Origin of the sequence: Rhodohalobacter sp. 8-1 (assembly GCF_038150125.1) — a bacterium.
Classification (GTDB): domain Bacteria; phylum Bacteroidota; class Rhodothermia; order Balneolales; family Balneolaceae; genus SW132.
In genome coordinates, this window is the sequence record NZ_JBBVMF010000017.1 from 91,905 (window position 1) to 114,611 (window position 22,707).

Below are 22,707 nucleotides of genomic sequence, written 5' to 3' on the forward strand. Positions count from 1 at the left end.
TCCCGAAGGGTCGGAACTGTCGCTCCGCTCCAGCTTTTCACTTTTGCCTTCTCACTTTTTCACCCCACCACATCTTTCAAAGCCCGCAAAAATTTCACATTCTCATCCGGCATGCCAATGGTAACCCGCAGACAGTTTTCGCAGTGCGGTTCGTTTCCACGATAACGAACAATAACGCCAAGCTTTGCAAGGTTTTCGTACACCTCTTTCGCACGCTTTATTTTAAAGAGCAGAAAGTTCGCATTCGATGGATACACTTTTTCAACGGCATCGCTGTGTTCAAGCTGTTCGGCCACGTATTGCCGTTCTTCACGGATTTTTTTGATGTTGAACTTCAGCAGCTCCCGGTTATCAAAGGCTTTTAGGGCCGTATCGGCCGTAAGCTTATTGATGTTGTATGGGGCTTTAACCCGCATCATAAAGCTGATAATTTCCGGGTTAGCGATTGCTACACCCAGGCGAATACCGGCCAGTCCAAACGCTTTTGAGAAGGTTTGCAACACCACAAGGTTGGGGTACTGCTGAACCATTTCTGCCATCGATTCCTGCTTGCTAAAATCAATATACGCTTCATCCACAACCACAATCCCCGGAAAGCTCGTGCAGAGTTTCAGCAGGTCGGTCCGCTTCATATCGTTAGCCGTTGGGTTGTTCGGTGAACAGAGAAACAGGAGCTTCGTTGTATCATCCGCTGCTTCTTTGATTTTATCAGGCTGCAGCTGAAATCTTTCGCTCAGAAGTACCTCTTTCACACCTACATTATTAATATTTGCCGACACTTTGTACATACCATAGGTAGGTGGGGTGATGATAATCGAATCCTGACCCGGCTCACAAAAAATCCTCATCAGCAGGTCAATCGGCTCATCACTTCCTACTCCGAGAAACAGGTTGTCCACATCCACGCCGCGGTAGCCGGCTATGACCTCACGAAGCTCATCCTGCGTCGGATCAGGATATCGATGCAGATCCAGCTGATTCCTGACCGTGGACCCAAAACTATTTTCATTGGCATCAAGCAGAATACCTGAGTCAAAGTCATCCCGCGCGCTGCGGTAGGGGGTTAGATTACGGATATTTTCGCGGACCAGGGAGTGGATATTGGTTGTAGGCATTGGGATACTGTATTTTCTAACGATTGGTAGTTATCGTGTTAGGTTTTTTTATCCCCTCTTGGGAGGGGACAGGCGATGCAGCGTTCAGCGAAATCGTCAGGGGTGTGTTGGATCTATGCATTGATCAGGTCGTGAAACACACCCCTCGATTGCGTCATCCGGCTACGCCTTTTCCGCTTCACTTTTCCCCTCTCAAGAGGGGATTCTATTATCCATCATCTGTCATCAATCATCTCATTTCACTTCTCACGCCTCAACTTCGCCAGCCTCAGGCTCACAGCATTCTTATGGGCATGCAAGCCTTCAACATTTGCGAGTGTTTCAACCGTGGGGCCAAGTGATCTCAAACCGATCTCGTTAATCGTTTGCATGGTTATAAATTTCTGGAAACTGTGAAGCGATACGCCACTATACATCCGTGCGTAGCCGTACGTCGGAAGCGTGTGATTGGTGCCTGAGGCATAATCGCCCATGCTTTCGGGCGTCCACTGTCCGATAAAAACCGAGCCGGCATTATCCACCGAATCAGACAGTTGTTCTGCATCTTTTGTATTAATAATTAGATGCTCCGGTGCATAGCGATTTGAAAAATCCATCGCCTGTTCCGTGGATTCCACCACTACTGTAAAGCTGTTTTTAAGAGCACCTGCAGCGTACGATTTTCGGGGAAGTTCGTCGAGCTGTTCTGTGGTTGCCTTGTTGATGGCGTCCAGATCCGCGTTTTCAGTCACCACCAGGACCACCTGGCTGTCAGACCCGTGTTCAGCTTGCGATAAAAGATCGGCGGCAACAAAGTCCGGGTCAGCTGTTTCATCAGCGATGATGAGGACTTCTGACGGGCCAGCCGGCATATCGATGGATACCATCGCCTCACTGTTTTGCAGGATCATTTTTGCGGCCGTTACATACTGGTTACCCGGACCAAATATCTTATCTACTTTTGGGATGGATTCCGTTCCGTATGCCATGCCCGCAATTGCCTGGGCACCGCCGGCTTTTACAATTGTTTGTGCACCAATTTTCTGAGCAATATAGAGAATCGATTCAGGCACATCGCCGTTCACGTCCGGAGGTGTGGCGATGACGATTGTTTTACACCCTGCAACCATTGCCGGAACGCCCAGCATCATTGTAGTGGAAGGCAGGGGTGCCGTACCGCCCGGAATATAAAGGCCCACGCGCTCAATCGGCTTTGCCACCCGGCTGCACACTACACCGCTCATAGTTTCTACTTCGAGCTCCATCGAAAACTGCTCTCGATGGAATCGGTAGATATTTTCCATCGCCGTATCGATGGCCTTTTGAACAACAGGATTGAGGTTTACTGACAGAGCATTCGGATCAACCGTGACTGAATCGGGGGTCACACCGTCGAATTTCTGAGTGTATTTTTGAATGGCCGCATCGCCGTTCGATTCCACATCATCCAGAATCGGCTGGACGGTTCCGAATACGGACGCAAAATCCATTTTTGGCCGCCTCGTCAGGACGCTTATTTTCTTCGGTGTAAGATCTTTATAATTGTATGTTTTCATGGGGTAATATAGTCGTGAGTCCTGAGTCTTGAGTCGTGAGAATCTCATATCTCACGACTCAAGACTCATATCTCAAGTTTCGAATTAAATTACGTAGCAAATGCTCCAGGGAGCCTGAAAAGACAGGCACTCTGCAAGGTCCTTGAATTCTCATATCTCATATCTCATATCTATCAGACGATCATCGATTCAATGGGCAGCATCACAATGTCGGTGGCACCGGCTGCTTTTAGTTTTTCCATGACTTCCCAAAAAGTGTCGATTGGAATCACGGTATGAACGGCAACCATTCCATTATCGGCCAGTGGCATTACCGTTGGGCTTTTCATGGATGGCAACATATCTTTAATTTTTGGGACTGCTGTTTCCGGCGCATTCATCATGATATAACGACTTTCAGCAGCTGTTTTATGTCCTTCAATTCGCTGAAGCATTTTGTCAATCAGAGCCTGTTTACCTTCTGAGAGAGGCTTATTGGTTTGAACAAGCTGGGTTTCGGAATCAAAAATCTTGTCGAGTTCCACCAAGCCGTTAGCTTTTAGCGTTCCCCCGGTTGATACCAGGTCAGAGATTGCGTCAGCTATTTGCAGGCGCGGTGCAATTTCCACTGATCCTGACAGCGTTACAATAGATACGTTCTTAATACCTTTTGTTTCAAAATAGTTACGAGTGAGAACAGGGTAGCTTGTGGCAATTTTCTTTCCGGTAAAATCTTCTGTTGTTTTGATGGAGCCGTTTTTAGGTGCCGCCAGGGCGAGACGGCAAACACCATAATCAAGTCCTCGCAGAATGGTCACATTCGCCTGGTCTTCAGCAACAGTGTTGGCTCCTACAAATCCGAGATCGCAAACACCATCCTGAACATATTCGGGAATGTCGTCGTCGCGGATCAACAATAGCTCCACGTCAAAATTTCGGCATTTAACGAGCAGGCTGCGTTTGTAGTCGTCGAACTTAAGCCCAATGCCTTCAAGCAGAGAAATTGTTTTATCGGTCAAGCGACCGCTTTTTTGGATGGCAATACGCAGTGAAGTAGATGAATCAAGTGTTCTCATAGAAAAATCAGAGAGTAAAAAAATTTAGGTTGTAAGGTAGCGGGGTGCAGGTGAAAAACTGAGTGAAACAGCAAAGTGCAATTGGTGTGGATTTAGTGCACAAGATGCTCATGAATGCCCCGATGGCAATGATTGTGGGAAGAGATATGTAGATCGATTTTTATCACGTGTCAAAGTTATGGATTTACAAAGTGTAAAGCCAACGTTGTGGAAGGAGTAATTCATTCCTGAGGTGAAGCTGATTCTCGGCATGGTGTTGATGAGCTTCAGTCTCAAGATGAGGAACGGAAGTGTTGGTCTATAGTAAAACTCACAATACTTTCTGCAATTATCGTTTTTTGGCAGCTATAAAGAGAGAATGTTTTTATTTTAAAAAGTAAGCGCTTACATTTTGATTAGTTTCTTCGAGTATTGAAATTCAGAAATCCGTTATTGTTCTTCCATCTGACCCAATTCTAAATACAATATTATGACTGTGAAAAAAAGCCTTTCCGCACTTACAACTATTATTATTCTATTCATTCTGATCCCGGGGTCACTTCTGTCGCAGCCCATCCAAATCGATCGCATTGAACCCGGAAACTGGTGGGTTGGATTCCAGGAGCCCGAAGTCCAGCTTTTAGTTTATGGCAATGAGATCCAGTCGGCCAGGGCTTCGGTGGATTACCCTGGTGTGACGATCGAAAAAACCACGCTGGTGGAGAATCCCAACTACCAGTTTGTAACACTGCGCATCGAAGATGATACGCAGCCGGGAACCGTTGAGATAACTTTTCGGCGAGGTAACCATTCACAAACGATTGATTATGAAATCAGGGAACGACACAATGATTCAAATCGGAACCAGGGCTTTGATTCCTCCGACCTGATCTACCTGCTGATGCCTGACCGGTTTGCCAATGGTAATCCCGCTAATGACGAGATTGAGGGCATGCTCGAAGGCGTCAATCGTGATGATCCCGGTGCCCGTCACGGCGGCGATATTCAAGGGGTGATCGATAATCTCGACTATCTGGACAATCTTGGTATGACGGCTGTCTGGTTTACGCCGATCATCGAGAACGATATGCCGCCGGAATATGGCGCCTATCATGGTTATGCGGCTACTGATATGTATCGCGTCGATCGGAGGTTTGGATCAAACGAGAAATACCTGGAGCTGATAGATGCTGCTCACGACCGGGGTATGAAGGTCATCATGGATATGATTCATAATCACGTGGGTATTGAGCATTGGTTTGTGAAAGATCAGCCGACTGATGACTGGGTGCATGATCTGGATGAGGTGGGAACTACAAATTACAGAACATCAACTGTGATGGATCCATATGCTTCAGAGCACGATGCTGATGCCACGGTTCAGGGATGGTTTGTAGTCGATATGCCGGATTTGGATCAACGGAATGAACTGGTGGCGAATTACCTCATCCAAAACACACTTTGGTGGATTGAATATTCCGGGATTGATGGCATTCGGATGGATACACACCCTTATCCTTACAAAGAGTACATGGCCGACTGGTCGAAGCGAGTACTTGAAGAGTTTCCTGATTTCAACATGGTAGGTGAGGCATGGATGCCCAATACACCCTCCACAGCCTACTGGCAGACAGGGTTTCCGAGTCCGGACGGGTATGAAAGCTACCTGCCCAGCGTAACCGATTTTCCACTGTACGGGTCAATTACAGCAGGGCTGAACGAGCAACCAGGCTGGGATACCGGGATTTCACGGCTGTACTTTACATTGAGCCAGGATTTTCTATTTCCTGATGCAAATCTGAACGTCATCTTTCCGGGTAATCACGATCTTGATCGTATATTTACGGTGATGGGGGAGAGCTACGGGAAATTCAGAATTGCGCAAACATTTATAATGACCACCCGCGGCATTCCGCAACTTTACTACGGAGATGAAATCCTGATGACCGGCGGTGGTCCGGATGGACTGAAACGCAAAGATTTCCCGGGCGGGTGGGAGGAAGATCCCATTGACGCATTCACAGAGGAGGGCAGAGAAGAGCTCGCAGAAGAAACCGGATTTCCTGTGACTGACGCTTATGAGTTTGTATCAACGCTTGCCAACTGGCGCCAGGAAAACGAGGTGATTCATAGCGGGGAACTAACCCACTTCATCCCTCAAAACAATGTGTATGTTTATTTTCGGCATAACGATGAGAAACGAGTGATGGTGATTCTCAACGCAAATGAAGAATCGGATGTGCTGTATCTATCCCGGTTTTCTGAAATGATTCAGGACTCCCAAAGTGGGGTTGACGTGATCAGCGGTGAAACTGTTGATCTCGGCGAAACGCTGGCTATTGATGGGTATGAGACAATGGTGATAGAGTTGGAGTGACCCATCTGATCTCCATCATTCTGGTTTTGCTCCGTGGTTTGTATAGGTCCTTTTTATCTATAGGATCATTTTGAGATCAAAGGGGGAGTAAAAGATTTGGTGATGAATTAGAGAAATGAAAATCCCCTCTCTGAGAGGGCTCATCTCTTGCACGCGACTGCGAGGGGTGTGTCCGAATTGGATCGTGAACGGCATGGATTTCTAATTCAGTCTTTTATCCAATCAAATTCGTTAGGTAGTGTCCGTTCTTCAATTTGTAAATCGAAAAGTCTTTATCGAGTGTGATAATGGATGATAGGCCTTTAGATTCGGCAGTTTCCAGAAGCGTCGCATCTGCGAAATCAGCCGGTAAATCTGCGTAGGTTTTCAGTGTATCCCGAAGGCTGCTGAGCTGCCACTGCTCGATATTGTGGACGTCAATGCCACCCATTATCACCCAGTCAAGAAAATCGAGTTGTGTTTCCTTGTTGAAATCCAGCATGTAACAAACCTCTGTGAGTACCGGCCATGTTGAAATGAGTTTGCCTTCGAAGGTTCTCATGAAATCAAATACTTTTCCATGGTATTGATCGCTGTTATCGAATAGTGCAATAATGGGGCCGGCATCAATCAGACTGCTTATCACGGACTTTCTTTTTTATTTTGGATTTATAAGTTATAGAACGGTCTCTATCACCGCTGCCATGTTTTCCAAATAACTCTTTCCCGGTTTCGAATGGCTTGCTGTGGCTTTTTTCTTTCGCGATATACTCTACCAATGCCTCTCTGATTATGACCGAGTGAGACTTATCCGTTTTTGATGAGAGAGCCTCCAGCTGCTCTTCGAGTTCTTTTGGCAGTCGAACAGATTTCATGGTTTTAATGATTTATTAAATGTAATACATAAAGTATTACATTATTCTATGATTTGCAATTGCCTTACTTATGTAAAGAAAAGTCTAAAATCGAATGGGTTAAGTGTACTGTTAAAAATCTCATCCTGTATGATATGCTAACAGTAAAAAACTCACAACCGCTCAAACCGCGATTGGAAAAAACGCAGGTACTCCGGTTCATAGACAAATTTCAGTCCTGTGATCTGTTCACGGTTCGCATAAACCGCTTCAATGGATTCAGCAACCACATCCATATGCGCCTGCGTGTAGACACGCCGAGGGATGGTCAGGCGAACCAGCTCCAGTTTAGGGTAGTTGTGTTCGCCTGTCTCGGGATTTCGTCCGGCTGATACCACACCGCGCTCCATTGCCCGGACGCCGGAATCGAGGTAGATGGCTCCAGCAAGGGATTGTGCAGGAAGCTGATCTTGGTTCAAATGGGGTAGAAAGGCTTTGGCATCCAGAAAAACGCCATGCGTTCCGATGGGTTTAACAACCGGGATGCCTGCATCAATAAGCTTTTCCCCGAGATACTGAACCTGGCCCACCCTCGCCCTGATGTGGTCATAATCCACTGATTCGGTGATGCCAATCGCCAGGGCTTCCATATCGCGCCCGGCCATTCCGCCATACGTGTGCAGGCCTTCGTAGACCACCACCATGTTTCGGGCCTTGTCAAAAATCTCGTCATCATTCACCGCAAGGAATCCGCCGATATTAACCAGCGCATCTTTCTTTGCGCTCATGGTGGCGGCATCGGTTTGGTTACAAATCTCGACGACAATATCACTCACAGACCAATCTGAATACTCTTTTTCATTTTTTTGAATCATGTAGGCGTTCTCGGCTACCCGGGTCATATCATGCACAATCATGATGTTATGGTGGTCGCACAATTTTCTCAGTTCTTTTAGATTTTTCAGCGATATCGGCTGACCGCCCGCCATATTCACCGTCGTGGCGATGGAGACATACGGAATCTTATCTGGACCATGTTCTGTGATCAGATCTTCCAGTTTATCCAGGTCCACATTGCCCTTGAAAGAGTGGAGGTCTGCCGGATCGTGGGCTTCATCAATAATGATATCCACAAACGTGCCGCCAGCAAGTTCCTGGTGAAGCTTTGTAGTTGTGAAATACATATTGCCCGGGATGATGTCGCCCTGTGAGATGAGAATTTGCGAGATCATATGTTCGGCAGCACGGCCCTGGTGTGTTGGCACGAGATGTTTATAGCCGTAATACTTGCGAACCGCATCTTCGAGATGATAGAAATTCCGGCTGCCTGCGTATGCTTCATCGCCCATCATCATGCCGGCCCACTGACGGTCGCTCATGGCTGATGTACCGCTGTCGGTGAGCAGATCGATATAAACGTCATTCGATTTTAGTAAAAAGGTATTATACCCGGCCTCACTAAGAGCTGTCTCCCTTTCTTCCCGGGTGGTAATCCGAACCGGCTCCACCATTTTAATTTTATAGGGTTCCGCCCAGGATCGTTTTCTGTCAGATGATTTTTGATGTTCAGCCACAAGTTCTTCCGTTTGATTAGTTGATCAACAGATTTCGAATCTATTTTATGATACAGAAAAGCGCTTTTATGATAAAGGCGTTTGTTTGTTCAAAAGTGAGAAGGCAGAAGTGAAAAGATAGAGCGGAGCGACAGTCCCGCACCTTCGAGGTGAGAAAATGTGACTTCTGAGTGCCGAACCCATTTGCCAGCTTGCCCAAAGATTTTCCCTGATTGAAAATAGCAGTAGACCAGATTTTGATTTCTTTAAAAATTATCTCAAACAAAAGATTATAGGTACAGCACAGGATTGAATTTCAAGTTTGAGTCATTACAAATCCCTTAAATATTTATAATGAAGTGCTGTCCAAGTCATACTTTAAGAAAAAATTAATCGCATATATTGTTTTAAATCAATGACTTATGGAATATTAGAAGGCAGCGGTCCTAATTCTATAAATCTTTACTAATTTTTTCCTTATCCGGGGATTCATTTACTTGGCTCCAGATTGAAAACAGAACAAACATGTACACAGTTTTTCAATCCAACCGGAGACGGGAATCGCAAATGCAACGCTGCGGAATCACGCCCAGACGTGAGGTGACCACCACAATGATGCTGAGCTAACAAATAACCGTTGGCAGTAAAGCGCTTTTCTCTCCTGTATTAAATATAAAATAAAATCATACAGGACAAGACGATGAAAAAAGTACTATTAATTATTACAACACTTCTATTCACTGCTTTTTCAGCTTTCGCGCAAAGCAACGAAGCAACTCTCTCACAAATAGGAGATGACAACACTGCTACTATTGATCAGGTTGGCGATCTGAATTATACATCACTTACACAGGAAGATGGAGCAACGGCTGATATTGATCAAATCGACGCTTCAAGTTCATTTGTGAGCCTGAGCCAGATTGGATCAAGCAGCGCTACTATTTTCCAAACCAACAAGAACAGCGTACAGGGATTCACTGATCAATGGAATACACCTGCAGCCAGCAAACTTGCTACCCAGGAAGGTTCAGGTAACACCATGGATATTACGCAGCTGTCAGAGTTTAACCAGGCTTATGTAGATCAGTTTGGTGATAATAACTCCATGTCTATACTTCAGGATGGTGGTATCAGTAATATTGCCAGAATACTACAAGATGGAACTGGGAACTCAATCGATGTTGATCTGATCGGAAGCATCAACCGCGTAAATGCACAGCAGTATGGTGTTGGAAACTCTGCAACAGTTAGTGTAACGGGCGACAAAAACAACGAGTTTGGTGGCACTGGCTCAAGCTACATTTACCAGGATGGAATGGATCACACGGCTACTGTTACCCTCATGGGTGACGAAAACTTCTACGACATTTCTCAAATGGGATCAGCTCAAACAGCTACTGTTACAGCTACGGGTAATGGCAACAGTGCTGTAATCACGCAAAGTAACTAACTAATTCAAGAAGAGGCCGGCACAAATAAAGGTGCCGGTTTACTAATGAAATCCAAATTCATTTAGAAAATTTACAGTTATGAAGAAATTAACAACACTATCAATCGCACTGCTTTTTTCAGTAGTATCTGCATTCGCACAAAGCAATGAGGCAACGGCAACACAGGAGGTAGATGATTCTGAAATCATTATCAATCAGGCCGGTAGCAGCAATACAGCTGTCGCTCTGCAAACCCTCGGCAACGATAAAATGCTGATCGATATCGATCAACAAGGCAGCGGAAATGATGCCGATGTAACCCAGCAGTATGGTCAGTGGCATGAAGCCCAAATCGATCAGGTAGGATCAGGAAATGAAGTAAACCTCACACAGGATAACACAAGTACGCTTGCTGATGTATCCCAGGAGGGGGCGGGAAACAGCGCGGATATTTATCAGAGAAATTACCGGTTTGAGTTTGGCACGTACTCCTCAAGAGTTGATGTGGGCCAGATCGGAGATAACAACGAAGTAATGGTCGATTCAGATGGTTTTGGTAATAATGTATCAATCGAACAAGGCAGCGAAACCATGGCAAGTGACGGGCAGTATGCCAGCGTCACACAGAATGGTTCTGATAACCAAGCCACGATCGAGCAATACGGCAGAGGTGGAGCTGATCACACACAGATTCAGGATGGGGAAGGTAACAGAGCCATCGCTGATAGTCCGTGGGGATCCAGCGACGGCTACCAAGAGCAGACTGGAACAGGGAACTACTCCTTGATAAAACAAAACGGTTATCATAGTGCCACCTCAAAACAAAATGGCTCCGATAATTACTCATGGATACGACAATCCGCTGGAAGCAGTGATGCATCGTTTACTCAAACTGGCGATAATAACCAGATTAATGCAGACCAAAGAGGTGTTGGCAGCGAGATGACGATTGCACAGACTGGTAATGGTAACACAGCCGGAACAGCCGGGTTTACAAACATGGGAATCTTTCAGATTGGTGATGGCAACTCTCTTGAACTCACTCAAACTGGTGACAACAACTCGGCTTTTGTTGATCAGAGCGGTGATAATCACACTGCAACAATCAGTAGTATTGGGAACGGTAACTCAGCTTCAATTACACAGAATTAAGAGAAACGCATTCTGTAAAGCCCGGCATCATTATAAAGTGTCGGGTTTTTTATTGTTCTGTTTTTATCAGGCGGGCCGTTATTCGCACAGAGTAACTCTTGTGATGTTGATCAGGCCGGCAACGGTAACAGCTTGACTGTATCTGAGGATGGTACCATTAATAGAGTGACCGTGATCTAGTATTTCAATAATCTGTTGTTTGGGTTTTTTTATGGCTGGTAATCGGAAGTTTGGTGAATATATTCACCAAATATACGTATATATGGTGATTACGATCACTGAATATACTGAGTAAATAAGTGCTCACAATTGAAGTTTTACATCTCGATATTACTACTCAAGCGCCTGTTTCACATCCCCAACAATATCCGCACTGTTTTCAAGTCCAACCGCAATACGGATCAAACCCGGCGTAATGCCCACCAACTCTCGCTCTTCTTCGGTCAACTTTGAATGAGTCGTAGAAGCCGGATGCGTGACGATGGTTCGCGTATCGCCAAGATTAGCTGAACGAGAGAGTATCTTGATGTTGTCGATAAATGACGTCGCTTTTTCATATCCGCCTTTGATCTCAAAGCAGACCACGCCGCCGCCACCCTCCATCTGTCTCATTGCCAGCTCAATCTGCGGATGATCTTTATGAAACGGATATTTCACAAAATTCACATTCTTATGAACGCCCAGAAAACCGGCCAGTGTTTCGGCGTTGTCGCAGTGTCGATCCATTCTTACCGGCAGCGTCTCCAGACTTTTGCTGAAAAGCCATGCGTTAAACGGAGAGAGGGCCGGACCCGTGTGGCGGGTAAAAAACTGGATCTTCTCCATATATGTTTCGCTGCCTACAATCACCCCACCAATAGCGCGCCCCTGACCGTCGATAAACTTTGTGGCCGAATGCTGCACAAGGTCGGCCCCAAACTCAATCGGCCGCTGCAGATAGGGCGTGGCAAAACAGTTGTCCACCACAAAAATCAGGTTGTGAGCTTTGGCCAGATTACCGGCCCATTCCAGGTCAATAAGATCCAGCCCCGGGTTTGATGGGGTTTCAAGGAAGAGCATTTTCGTATTCGGTTTGATGAGTTCCTCCCATGAATCTGTTTGCCCAACATCAGCATAGGTGAAGCTGATGCCCCAGCGTGGAAGAATCTGACTCAGAATCTGATGAGATGATCCAAACAATGACCGTGATGCCAGCACATGATCTCCCTGGTTTAGAATTCCCGCCAAACACCCAAACACACCTGCCATGCCGGATGATGTGGCTACGCCCATATCTGCACCTTCCATGCGGCACATCTTGGCGATAAACTCATCTGTATTTGGATTTGAATACCGGCTGTAGACGTTCCCCTCAATCTCTTTTGCAAACATCGCCCGCGCATGCTCGGCTGACTCAAATGTAAAACTTGACGTCATGTACAGCGGGGTTGAGTGTTCCCGTTCGCCGGTTGTGGGCGTTTGAATCCGGATAGCGTCTGTTTCGAAATGGGTTTTTTTATCGGGCATGTTTGTTATGTACTTGGGGTGATGAAAACTCCCCTCTCGAGAGGGGAAAGCGATTGACAAAGGCGAAGCCGATTGGCAGGAGCGAGGGGTGTGTTTGAGAGGATGCAAGGCGTGAATTAGAATCGAAGTCAATCAACGCTTAGTTAACACACCCCTAATCCACTCGCTAAACACTCGTAAATCTGTCCACTCTCGAGAGGGGAATCTCACGACTCACGACTACTCAACAATCTCATAACTACTCGAAATCTCCGCCGTTTTTTCAAGCGTTTTGGAAACGGAACAATATTTATTCAGCGACAGGTCAATCGCACGGGCCACTTTCTTTTCATCCAGGTGGGAGCCTTTCAGGATAAAATGAAGGTGGATAGTTTTGAACTCGGTATATTGTTCGCCTTCCACAGTGACACGTTCGCCGGTCACCTCAATCTGCAGGTCGTCGGGATTTTGCTTCTGTTTTTTGAGGATGCCAACCACGTCAATGGCTGAACATCCGCCGGCCGCAGCGAGCAGCATTTGCATGGGACGAAAGCCACCGTTAATGCCGCCGATTTCACCGGTTCCGTCCATCTGCAGGGAGACACCGTCTTCATTTTTGGCTTCCATGTGAACGGCATCATTAAGCCGCTGAATCGATATTTTCATAGATCGTAATATTTTGTTGAAAATTCATCACTAAAATACCGAAAATAATTCTGCTGTTCGATTCTTATTCACTCAGGATTTCAGTTCAGAGTTTCTATCAATTTTGATTCAGCTTCCTGATGTCTGATCCCAGCATCTGCTGCAGTTCCCCAAACGTTTCAGCATCGAGGGCTTGTGTTTTAAAGTTTCCGGTATTCAGAAAATCGGCCGGAATATGTACAGCACGAATAAGCAGGCCCTGAAATTCATCAGCGGGACCAAGCATGTAGTTGGCCTCCAGGAATACTCTTACATCAACCCGTGTAAAATCGAAGTCGTAGAGCAGCGTCCCGTTAGCATTGAATTCGGTGAGCGGCAGTTTGCGCCAGACGTCCAGATTGTCCTCTTCAATATAATCCTCAAACACATACACGAGCATCACGTCTTGATTCAAGACTTCAATCCCGGATGGAATTTCCCGGACAAAAGAAAAATCGTTGGATTGATTGAGGTCTACCTCAAACTCAAATGATGTAGGGAGAATGCTCGGACCTGCAGGTCCTTCAGGTCCGCGAGGCCCAACAGGCCCCTGGTCGCCGCAGCCGTTTAGAAGAAGAAAGAATGCAATAGCAGAAAGTAAGAATTTCATCATTTTTTTCATGTTGTACCCGTTTGATTATGAGTTGCATATAATCTAACGGCTGAGAATGCCAATGGTTTCCTGTGAAATTATACCATATAAGATATATAAAAACAGTTACTTAATTGGTATTCACATGAATAGCATATTCATGTGAATTTTGCCCGTTTCTGTGCGCGTGGCGGGTGGAACAGGGAACATTGAACAGGATTTATAATTGATAGAGATAATCCGTTAATAAATCTCATCAATTATGAAAAAATGGTTACAACTATCTGCTTTAGTTATTCTTCCTGTCATCTTTGTGCAATGCGGTTCAACCAGTTATATGGCTCCGGTTAGTCAGGTTGAGCAGGACGTTAAGACTGATCCTGAATATCAATACTCGGACAGCTCCATTGCCGAGGCGTTTCAAACAATGCCACAAATCAAACCACCGATCAAAATATCAATTTATAATGCCGGGCAAACCGTTTCTCATATTGCCGGTGACCTGGATGCTCTGACCGGCGTTCGAAATACGACGTACATTACGCCGGGCCTGATCGACTTTGTGAAACCGGCAGGTAGTCCATCCGAAAGACGTAATCTTTATGGATACAGACGAACTATTCGTTCAATGGATTTGAGAGCACTGGCTGCACAATCCCATAGTGATGTGATACTGTATATCGAACCGTTTCACGAAGTCAGAACCGGGGCGAACGCACTCGCCGTGACATATGCCGGGATTCTGCCAATGTTTTTTGTGCCCGGCAATAGCGTTGAGGTGACGAGCACTGTAGATGTCTATCTGATTGATGTTCGAAATGGTTTTATCTACTCCTCATACCGCAATCAAACCCGGGCAGAGAAACGATTTGTGAAAATCGGCCATCGTAAGCATACGGATGAACTGATTGAACGCAATAACAGCGTGCTCCTTCAGTCTGTCGTCGGAGAATTGGAGCGGGTACTCAAAAATGAAAGCTATTTTGTGAGTACGGAGTAGGATGGGTATTCATATTTGATTTATAGGAACATCAGATCTAAAGCTAATAAAAAAAGCCATCCAAAATAAATTGGATGGCTTGAATGTGTTGAATAAATAATGGCGCGGATTGCCAGACCCAAAATGACCTGTCAGGGTGCGAAGCTCCTGACAGTGTCATTTTCTACACCCTACACCCTACACCCTACACCCTACACCCTACACCCTGCACCCTACACCCTGCACCCTACACCCTGCACCCTGCACCCTGCACCCTGCACCCTGCACCCTACACCCTACACCCTGCACCTTGGATCTTGTAACCGACTCTGGCAGGATTCCGCAAAATGCACTCGGAAACTCTGCCAGGTCTAATTACTTTTCAATTCTGCCTTCTGCCTTCTGCCTTCTCACTTTTCACTTCTCCTCACCCAAATACGGATAGGTCCAGTCGAGCGGAGCGGCGAATGTTTCTTTCATGGATCGCATCGAAACCCACCGGAGGAGATTTGCAACACTTCCGGCTTTGTCGTTGGTGCCGGATTTACGGCTTCCGCCAAATGGCTGCTGGTTCACAACGGCCGCTGTGGGTTTGTCGTTGATATAGAAGTTTCCGGCAGCCTGCCGCAGACGATCGGCCATCTGGTTCAGGGCATAACGATCGCGCGCCCAGATTGCCCCGGTCAGCGCATAGGGGGAGGTGCTGTCGCAGAGATCAAGCGTCTTCTCGAAATCCTTGTCTTTGTAGACGTAAATAGTTAAGACCGGACCGAAGATTTCTTCTTCCATTGATTTAAACTTGGGATCACTTGTCACGATCACCGTTGGCTGAACGAAGTATCCTTCACTGTCGTCGTAGGTTCCGCCGGCGATGATTTCAGCGTCATCTGACTCTTTTGCATAGTCGATATAGCCGCTGATTTTATCGAACGCTTTGCGGCTGATGACGGCACCCATAAAATTAGAGAAATCTTCTATATCGCCCACTTTGATCTTGTTGACTTCCGGCACAAATTTTTCCTTGAAATCGCCCCAGATGGATTTTGGAATATACATGCGTGAAGCGGCTGAACACTTCTGACCCTGGTATTCAAATGCTCCGCGAACGGCGGCAATCACCAGGCGGTCAACATCGGCTGTGTTGTGTGCAAAGATGAAATCCTTACCACCCGTTTCACCCACGATCCGCGGATAGGTTTTATACTTCTCAACGTTTTCACCGATTTTTTTCCAGAGGTGATTGAATGTCCCCATCGATCCGGTGAAGTGAAGTCCGGCAAGATCTTTGCTATCGATAGCAGGATCGCCCACGTCGGCGCCTTCGCCAGGCAGAAACTGTATCACACCATCAGGCAGACCGGCTTCTTTCAGAACCTGCATCACGTACCAGCTGGAGTAGATTGATTCAGGTGATGGTTTCCAAAGCGATACATTTCCGCACATCGCGGGAGCAGACGGCAGATTTGCAGCAATCGCCGTGAAATTGAATGGCGTCACAGCAAACACAAATCCTTCAAGCGGACGGTATTCTGTGCGGTTCCACATTCCGTCAGGGGAGTGAGGCTGATCTTCATAGAGACGCTTGAGATACCAGGCGTTGAAACGGAAGAAATCGGCGAGTTCACCCACAGCCTCGATCTCTGACTGATGAGGGGTTTTCGATTGGCCCAGCATTGTGGCAGCATTCATTTCAAAACGTTTTGGCCCGGTGATAATATCGGCGGCTTTCAAAAAGATGGCCACGCGATCTTGCCAGGGCATTTCTGCCCACTCTTTTCGGGCTTCAAGTGCGCCCTCAATCGCTTGCTTAACTTCTTTTTCGCCACAGTAATAAACAGTTCCAAGTTTGTGGCTGTGATTGTGTGGCATCACCACATCGGCTTTACGGTCAGTTTTTACCTCTTTACCATTGATGATGGCGGGAATCTCAATCTGCTCGGCCTTCTGCTCTTTGAGGACTTCTTTCAGAGCTTTGCGCTCGGCAGATCCCGGTGCGTATTGCAGATAAGGTTCGTTGACAGGCTCCTGTATATTGAAGTGTGCGTTAGACATAATATTCAGTGTCTTTTTTAAATTTAACGGCTATAATTTTTCTGTTCTAAATATAGGAACTGTGGAGCGGAGTTCCCGCATCAAACATCAAAAATGAGGAGAGTACCTGAACAGTCTTCTAAATGAGAATGTAATCTCGCACTGAGCGAATAGTTCGGCAATAGGCAAAGTAAGTGATTACGTTCATTTGGTTACTGGGTATTGGTTATCAGTGTCAGCTGTAAAAAAACTCATACAGCCGATAACTATTACACCAATAACCAAATTACCCAATAACCTTTACCGAAAATGGTACCGTACAAATCCTTCCATCGCTTCATATTCGGCAAGGCCCAGGTCATCGTACGTCTGAGCCGTGGCTTTATTCCGGTCTTCAGAGCGCTGCCAGAATTCTCGGGTGTCAGATCCCGGGAATAGTGGACGGTCTTTCTGTGACTGATGCTTGAAGATCGCCCGGCGTTTTCGGGTAAGTTCGAGCGGACTGAGAGGAACAGCCATCTCAATTTCGTTGACATCCCATTCCTGCCATGCACCGCGATAAAGCCATACGTAGCAATCTTTTGCCCATTCTTCTTCCTTCACCTTGTCGAGTGCCAAGAAGATTGCTTTCAGGCAAACCCTGTGCGTTCCGTGAGGGTCAGACAGGTCGCCTGCTGCATATATTTGATGTGGCTTGATTTTTCGAAGAAGGTCGACCGTAATTTGAATGTCTTCGTCAGACAACGGTTTCTTTTTCACCCGGCCGGTCTCATAAAACGGCATATCGAGAAAATGAAGATTCTCTTCAGGCACGCCGCAATAACGCCCGGCAGCTTTTGCCTCACCCCGGCGAATCAGTCCTTTAATCTCCTTAATCTCTGGTGAATCCACCTGGCCGGGCTCTTTGGTTTTCAGGTAATGCGTAATCTCTTTAAAAAGAGACTGAGCTTTTTTGTCTTTCATTTTAAATGTCTCAGCATAATCGGTGACAAAGTCCGCAAAACGGATCACATCATCATCAAACACAGCAATATTCCCTGAAGTTTGATAGGCAACATGTACGTCGTGTCCATGGTCCACAAGTCGGATCAGCGTACCTCCCATAGAAATGACATCGTCATCAGGATGCGGACTGAAAATAAGAGCTTTCTTGGGAAATGGCTCTGCGCGTTCCGGCCGGTACTTGTCATCTTCCTTAGGTTTGCCGCCCGGCCACCCGGTTATCGTATGCTGCAGTTCGTTAAATACTTTTATATTGATGTTGTAGGCCGGACCTTTGGATGCGATCAGATCGCCCATGCCGTTTTCGTTATAATTTTCATCGGTAAGTTTCAGCACCGGCTTGTCCATCTTCTGGCAGAGCCATACCACAGCTTTTCTAATCAGTTTATCGTCCCATTCGCACGAGGTAAGCAGCCACGGCGTATTAATTCGGGTAAGTTTCTCCGCTGAGGCTTCATCAAGTACAATAACTGTATTATCGTGTTTTTGCAGGTAGGTTGCCGGTACGCTTTCGTTGATGTCCCCTTCAACCGACTCCTGAATAATCGGGGCTTTGCCTTCGCCCCAGGCCATCAGGATAATTTTATCGGCTTCGAGGATGGTGCCAACTCCCATTGTGATAGCACGCCGCGGAACGTATTCTTCACCAAAAAAGTCACTGGCTGCATCTTTCCTGGTAATTTTATCAAGAGTGATAAGGCGCGTAATGGAGTCAGGGCGTGATCCCGGCTCGTTGAAGCCAATATGGCCGGTACGCCCGATTCCAAGAATTTGAATATCCAGCCCGCCCGCATCCGCTATTTTCTGTTCATACATTTCGCAATAGTCATGAACCTGATCTTCGGGGATGGTACCATCCGGGATGTGCACATTTTCATCAGGAATATCGATGTGATCAAATAGGTGCTCATTCATGAACCGCACGTAGCTTTGCAGGGAATTCGGTTCAATAGGGTAATATTCATCAAGGTTGAAGGTGATGACGTTTTTAAATGACAATCCCTCTTCTTTGTGCAGCCTTACAAGCTCATCATACACGCGAACAGGTGTGGACCCGGTAGCCAGGCCAAGAACAGTAGGCTTATTTTCCGAATCTTTTTTGCGGATTAAATCAGCAATTTCGTCTGCTACTGCAATAGACGCTTCAGAGCTTTCCTCGTAAATGACGGTTGGAATTTTTTCGAAATAAGTTAATCGTCGGTCAATTGATTTTACCCGGTTCGTTAAATTACTCATAATTGAAGGTTTAAATAATTACGGAAATTGAGATTCTGTCGTTTGGAAAATGGTGGCTGCATGAATGAATCAGTCTCAGATTTCATGAAGCATCAACAAACCAAATTGAACACAAGAGTACAATTGCTTGTAAGACGCTCTATTTTGCCGATAAGTGATAATAATCGATGGTTTGAACGCCATAATGCACTCTAAGCTAGACACAAGTATAAGAATTTCAGCATGTAAACTTTCGATGGAAACGGTTCCAAAATTTCCGTTAAAATCACAATTAGTTTGGTTTTTGGATTTATATGATGATTTTAGACCGTTTTGAAACAACATTTACAAAACAAACGCCAGATTTTTATTAAATGATTGCAAAACAAACATGAACCTGATGATCGGAGTGGACCTTGGAGGAACCTACACCAAGTTTGGGCTGGTTGCAGAAAAGGGAGAACTTATTGCTGAAAATTTTATCGAAACAGATTCGAGCGTTCCGTACGATGTGTTTTTTGCCAGGTTGTATGATGAAATTGAGAGGCTGAAAAATAGGTTTGCTGCAAGCTCAAAAATGAAGGGGATTGGAATCGGGGCTCCATCCGGAAATTACCTGAGCGGCAAAATTGAGAATGCATCAAATCTGAACTGGCCCGATTACATCCCGGTTGCTAAAATGATGACCAAGCTCAGCGGCCTCCCTGTTGCGGTAACTAACGACGCCAATGCGGCTGCCCTCGGTGAAATGAAGTACGGAATTGCAAAAGGGGTCAACAACTTTATATCACTGACGCTTGGCACGGGGCTCGGGAGCGGAATTGTGATCAACGGTAAGCTTGTAAACGGACAGAATGGACATGCAGGAGAACTTGGTCACATGATAGCAGTAACTAATGGACGCGCCTGTGGCTGCGGCAGAAATGGTTGTCTGGAAACATACGCTTCTGCTCCCGGCTTACTCAAAACGCTACTGGATTTAATAGACTCTACTGAAACAGACTCGGTGTTAAGGGATCTGGACCACTCATCAATTACAGCGAAAGATATTACCAGGGAGGCGGCTGAAGGAGATCAGTTGTCGCTGGATGCTTTTGATAAAACGGGTCAGATACTAGGAGAAAAACTGGCTGACGCAGTTGCCTTTTTGAACCCGGCTCTGATTGTTTTATCAGGCGGCCTTGCCAATTCGGGCTCCTTGATACTTGACCCTACCAAAAAACATTTTGAGAAAAATCTGCTTAACATATTTAAAGGTACAGTCTCTCTTCGACTCTCAGAGATGTCAAAAAAGAACGCTGCAATTCTTGGGGCCGCGGCAATGATGTGGGAACAAGACCTGTCCGCTACAAATGCGCAATACGCATAATGCGATTTTGATCCTGCAGCCGTTGTTAAGCTTGTATTTTTGGTCTGGTATTTCTAAAACTATAAATTAAGTGTCGGTGATTATTTTTGATGTTCCGGCGTTCCGGATATTGAGTACATGAAAAAAGAAGGGTTTAGTGGTATGGAAAAACTGAATATTGATAAAGTAGCCAAGCTAGCGCACGTGTCACGCTCAGTTGTTTCGAGAGTTTTAAATGATCATCCGAATGTAAGTGATGTGGCGCGTGAACGGGTGATGAAAGTCGTTAATAAATATAACTACAGGCCTAATTCTGTGGCCCGCAGCCTGGCAACCAACAGTACTCACGAAATTGGGGTACTTGTAACTCAAAGTGAAGATGAAGCACTTGGCAGTGCATTCTGGATGCAATTGCACCGCGGAATTTTTGAAGAGAGCAAGAAGCGCGGATACTTTGTGTCTCTGTCTTACGTGCCGCCCAGAAACAAAGAAGAGCTCAACAATTTTATCCTGAACGACAGACGCCTGGATGGATATATTTTACTCACCCAGGAGGTCACGAATATGGTTGGGCGCGAGCTTTTTGATAAGAATGTTCCCATTGTTCTTGTAGGACACGTTCCACGAAAGAAACAAGTTAGTTCAGTTGATGTGGACAATGTAAAGGGGGGCAGGCTTGCTGCAGAACATCTCCTTGGGCTTGGCCACGAGAAAATTGGTGTGATGCTGGCCAGCCTCGACATGAAGGAATCGAAAGACAGGCTGAAAGGACTTCGTGAAGCCCACCTGGAAGCGGGCATTGAGCTTTCTGATGACCGGGTAGAGATCGTAGATTATCAATTCAGGGCCGGCTACCAAACCATGAAAAAGTGGATTGAATCGGAAATCGACATCACAGCCGTTTTCTGTGCAAGTGACACAATTGCGATGGGAGCCCTGCTGGCAGCCCGGGAGCATGGTAAAAAAGTGCCTGAAGATTATGCCGTTATAGGCTTTGATGACCTGAGTTTTGCCGAATTTACCTATCCGCCGCTGACAACCATTCATCAGCCAATCTTAAAGAAAGGAAAAATGGCGGCAAAACTGTTAATCGATGAAATCGAGGATAAAGATTCAGGCCGACATAAGATTAATTTAGATCCTCAGCTTGTTATTCGTGAAAGTTGCGGCGCCCGGAAAAATTAACGACGGGCACCATCTCAATGAGTATTTATTTCTTTTTAAACTCTTCGATAAAGTTGCGTGTGAAATCAGACAGTACAAGCCTGCCGCTGATTTCCGCCCGCTGAGCAAGAGTAGGGCCCCAGTGTCCGGTTCCATTCCACTGAATTTCGCGCAGTTCTTTCATCGCTTCAGGATTGCTTGATGCAATTTCGGACGCAAGCTTATCGATGGCTTTGTCCATCTCTGCTATGGAATTAAATACTCTGCTGAAAAGGTTATTCTGGAGTGCCCATGAAGCCTCGTACCATGAACGGGCATCAAGAGAAAGCGATGTGAACGCGCCCACCCCGATCTTACGGCCAACGGCAGGCCCCACAACGAACGGTCCGATACCAACGGCAAGCTCACTCAGTTTTATTGATGCTGAACTGTGAGCCATAGCGTAGTCTGCACAAGCTGCAATACCCACACCGCCACCCACCACTTTTCCGTGAATCCGCGCCAAAATGAATTTTTTTGATTCACGCATTGCGTTGAGAACGTTGGCAAACCCCATAAAAAACTCTTTGCCTTCTTCAAGGCTCGATATTTCAAGCAGTTCGTCAAAGGATGCACCGGCACAAAATGCTCCGTCACCACCACTTTTTATGACAATGGCGTTTGATTTTTCAGTGTCAGACGCTTCTTTAATTTTTGCGGTCAGCTCTTTCAATAGCGAACCGGGCAGTGAATTTCCTTTCGGGTGATAGAACTCAATTGTTGAAATGCGGTCTTTGATGGTATGCGAAATTGTTCCGTTTTCTGGCATTGTATAATCTTTGAGTTATGTATGGTAGACAACCTGTGCAGAAGTTAGTTTTAAGTACTGAGAGAAGAAAGGGATATTTCACATGCCAACAGGCCATTATTTCTAAAAATTATACGTGATTATCTTGAGTTATGATATTTGACTTTTATTTGCGTATTCAATGGTATAGATAAATTTGAAACCTTTTTTATGAATACTAAAGCTTTAAAAGAAGACCTTGTTCAATGGGTGAAAGATATTGACGATCCTATTTTGATTAAGGACTTATGGGCTTTCAAGACAAAATTAGAGTCTGGCCAAGAAATATCTAACTCAACTTCCGCAAACGTGTAAATAGATGTTGTGAGTGAGGGTTGTAGTTGCTACATTA

General features: G+C 45.8%; 19 protein-coding genes. 7 read left to right on the forward strand and 12 right to left on the reverse strand.

Annotated features, from left to right (window positions below; genetic code table 11):
• Window positions 1-59: 59 nt before the first annotated feature.
• The 3 genes from hisC to hisG form a co-directional block, all read right to left on the reverse strand.
• On the reverse strand, window positions 60-1,115 hold the full coding sequence (hisC, locus tag AABW11_RS15385; protein WP_340106017.1) for a histidinol-phosphate transaminase: 1,056 nt from the start codon (window positions 1,113-1,115) through the stop codon (window positions 60-62).
• 239 nt (window positions 1,116-1,354) lie between these two features.
• Entirely contained in the window at window positions 1,355-2,650 is a 1,296-nt protein-coding gene (gene hisD, locus AABW11_RS15390) for a histidinol dehydrogenase (protein WP_340106018.1), read from the reverse strand.
• A 173-nt stretch (window positions 2,651-2,823) separates the two neighbouring features.
• Window positions 2,824-3,705: an ATP phosphoribosyltransferase gene (gene hisG, locus AABW11_RS15395; protein ID WP_340106019.1), complete on the reverse strand. Its 882-nt coding sequence runs from the start codon at window positions 3,703-3,705 to the stop codon at window positions 2,824-2,826.
• A gap of 469 nt (window positions 3,706-4,174) precedes the next feature.
• Here hisG and AABW11_RS15400 point away from each other — a divergent pair, with 469 nt between their 5' ends.
• Window positions 4,175-6,061 carry a glycoside hydrolase family 13 protein gene (locus AABW11_RS15400; RefSeq protein ID WP_340106020.1) on the forward strand — a complete coding sequence of 629 codons (1,887 nt, stop codon included), beginning with the start codon at window positions 4,175-4,177 and terminating at the stop codon, window positions 6,059-6,061.
• Between the two features lie 214 nt (window positions 6,062-6,275).
• Here AABW11_RS15400 and AABW11_RS15405 read toward each other — a convergent pair whose 3' ends face one another.
• From AABW11_RS15405 to AABW11_RS15415, 3 genes are all read right to left on the reverse strand, one after another.
• Window positions 6,276-6,686 (reverse strand): type II toxin-antitoxin system VapC family toxin, encoded by a 411-nt coding sequence (locus AABW11_RS15405; protein ID WP_340106021.1) that lies wholly within the window; start codon window positions 6,684-6,686, stop codon window positions 6,276-6,278.
• On the reverse strand, window positions 6,667-6,915 hold the full coding sequence (locus AABW11_RS15410; RefSeq protein WP_340106022.1) for a ribbon-helix-helix protein, CopG family: 249 nt from the start codon (window positions 6,913-6,915) through the stop codon (window positions 6,667-6,669). The genes AABW11_RS15405 and AABW11_RS15410 overlap by 20 nt, the downstream gene beginning before the upstream one ends.
• Before the next feature lie 152 nt (window positions 6,916-7,067).
• Window positions 7,068-8,468: a tyrosine phenol-lyase gene (locus AABW11_RS15415; RefSeq protein WP_340106023.1), complete on the reverse strand. Its 1,401-nt coding sequence runs from the start codon at window positions 8,466-8,468 to the stop codon at window positions 7,068-7,070.
• 679 nt (window positions 8,469-9,147) lie between these two features.
• Between AABW11_RS15415 and AABW11_RS15420 the strand changes: the two genes are divergently transcribed.
• Both AABW11_RS15420 and AABW11_RS15425 read left to right on the forward strand, forming a co-directional pair.
• Window positions 9,148-9,897, forward strand: a complete 750-nt coding sequence (locus AABW11_RS15420) for a hypothetical protein (RefSeq protein WP_340106024.1) — start codon at window positions 9,148-9,150, stop codon at window positions 9,895-9,897.
• A 79-nt stretch (window positions 9,898-9,976) separates the two neighbouring features.
• On the forward strand, window positions 9,977-11,029 hold the full coding sequence (locus AABW11_RS15425; RefSeq protein ID WP_340106025.1) for a hypothetical protein: 1,053 nt from the start codon (window positions 9,977-9,979) through the stop codon (window positions 11,027-11,029).
• A gap of 333 nt (window positions 11,030-11,362) precedes the next feature.
• On the opposite strand, the gene AABW11_RS15430 is transcribed toward AABW11_RS15425, so the two are convergent.
• The 3 genes from AABW11_RS15430 to AABW11_RS15440 form a co-directional block, all read right to left on the reverse strand.
• Window positions 11,363-12,535 carry a trans-sulfuration enzyme family protein gene (locus AABW11_RS15430; protein WP_340106026.1) on the reverse strand — a complete coding sequence of 391 codons (1,173 nt, stop codon included), beginning with the start codon at window positions 12,533-12,535 and terminating at the stop codon, window positions 11,363-11,365.
• Between the two features lie 219 nt (window positions 12,536-12,754).
• The gene (locus AABW11_RS15435) at window positions 12,755-13,180 is read right to left on the reverse strand and encodes an OsmC family protein (RefSeq protein WP_340106027.1); all 426 of its coding nucleotides are present in this window, start codon (window positions 13,178-13,180) and stop codon (window positions 12,755-12,757) included.
• Window positions 13,181-13,277: 97 nt separating this feature from the next.
• Window positions 13,278-13,811, reverse strand: coding sequence for a hypothetical protein (locus AABW11_RS15440; protein ID WP_340106028.1), 534 nt, complete (start codon window positions 13,809-13,811; stop codon window positions 13,278-13,280).
• Between the two features lie 316 nt (window positions 13,812-14,127).
• On the opposite strand from AABW11_RS15440, the gene AABW11_RS15445 reads away from it, so the two are divergent.
• Window positions 14,128-14,790 carry a hypothetical protein gene (locus tag AABW11_RS15445; protein ID WP_340106029.1) on the forward strand — a complete coding sequence of 221 codons (663 nt, stop codon included), beginning with the start codon at window positions 14,128-14,130 and terminating at the stop codon, window positions 14,788-14,790.
• A 396-nt stretch (window positions 14,791-15,186) separates the two neighbouring features.
• On the opposite strand, the gene pruA is transcribed toward AABW11_RS15445, so the two are convergent.
• Both pruA and nagB read right to left on the reverse strand, forming a co-directional pair.
• Window positions 15,187-16,821: an L-glutamate gamma-semialdehyde dehydrogenase gene (gene pruA, locus AABW11_RS15450; protein WP_340106030.1), complete on the reverse strand. Its 1,635-nt coding sequence runs from the start codon at window positions 16,819-16,821 to the stop codon at window positions 15,187-15,189.
• Window positions 16,822-17,100: 279 nt separating this feature from the next.
• Complete coding sequence (gene nagB / locus AABW11_RS15455; RefSeq protein WP_340106031.1) at window positions 17,101-19,038, reverse strand: glucosamine-6-phosphate deaminase; 1,938 nt, start codon at window positions 19,036-19,038, stop codon at window positions 17,101-17,103.
• Between the two features lie 370 nt (window positions 19,039-19,408).
• On the opposite strand from nagB, the gene AABW11_RS15460 reads away from it, so the two are divergent.
• Together AABW11_RS15460 and AABW11_RS15465 are read left to right on the forward strand one after the other, a co-directional pair.
• Complete coding sequence (locus AABW11_RS15460; RefSeq protein WP_340106032.1) at window positions 19,409-20,386, forward strand: ROK family protein; 978 nt, start codon at window positions 19,409-19,411, stop codon at window positions 20,384-20,386.
• Between the two features lie 141 nt (window positions 20,387-20,527).
• Window positions 20,528-21,550 (forward strand): LacI family DNA-binding transcriptional regulator, encoded by a 1,023-nt coding sequence (locus AABW11_RS15465; protein ID WP_340106033.1) that lies wholly within the window; start codon window positions 20,528-20,530, stop codon window positions 21,548-21,550.
• A gap of 25 nt (window positions 21,551-21,575) precedes the next feature.
• Here AABW11_RS15465 and AABW11_RS15470 read toward each other — a convergent pair whose 3' ends face one another.
• The gene (locus AABW11_RS15470) at window positions 21,576-22,337 is read right to left on the reverse strand and encodes an enoyl-CoA hydratase/isomerase family protein (RefSeq protein WP_340106034.1); all 762 of its coding nucleotides are present in this window, start codon (window positions 22,335-22,337) and stop codon (window positions 21,576-21,578) included.
• 189 nt (window positions 22,338-22,526) lie between these two features.
• Between AABW11_RS15470 and AABW11_RS15475 the strand changes: the two genes are divergently transcribed.
• On the forward strand, window positions 22,527-22,670 hold the full coding sequence (locus tag AABW11_RS15475; protein WP_340106035.1) for a hypothetical protein: 144 nt from the start codon (window positions 22,527-22,529) through the stop codon (window positions 22,668-22,670).
• Window positions 22,671-22,707 lie beyond the last annotated feature (37 nt).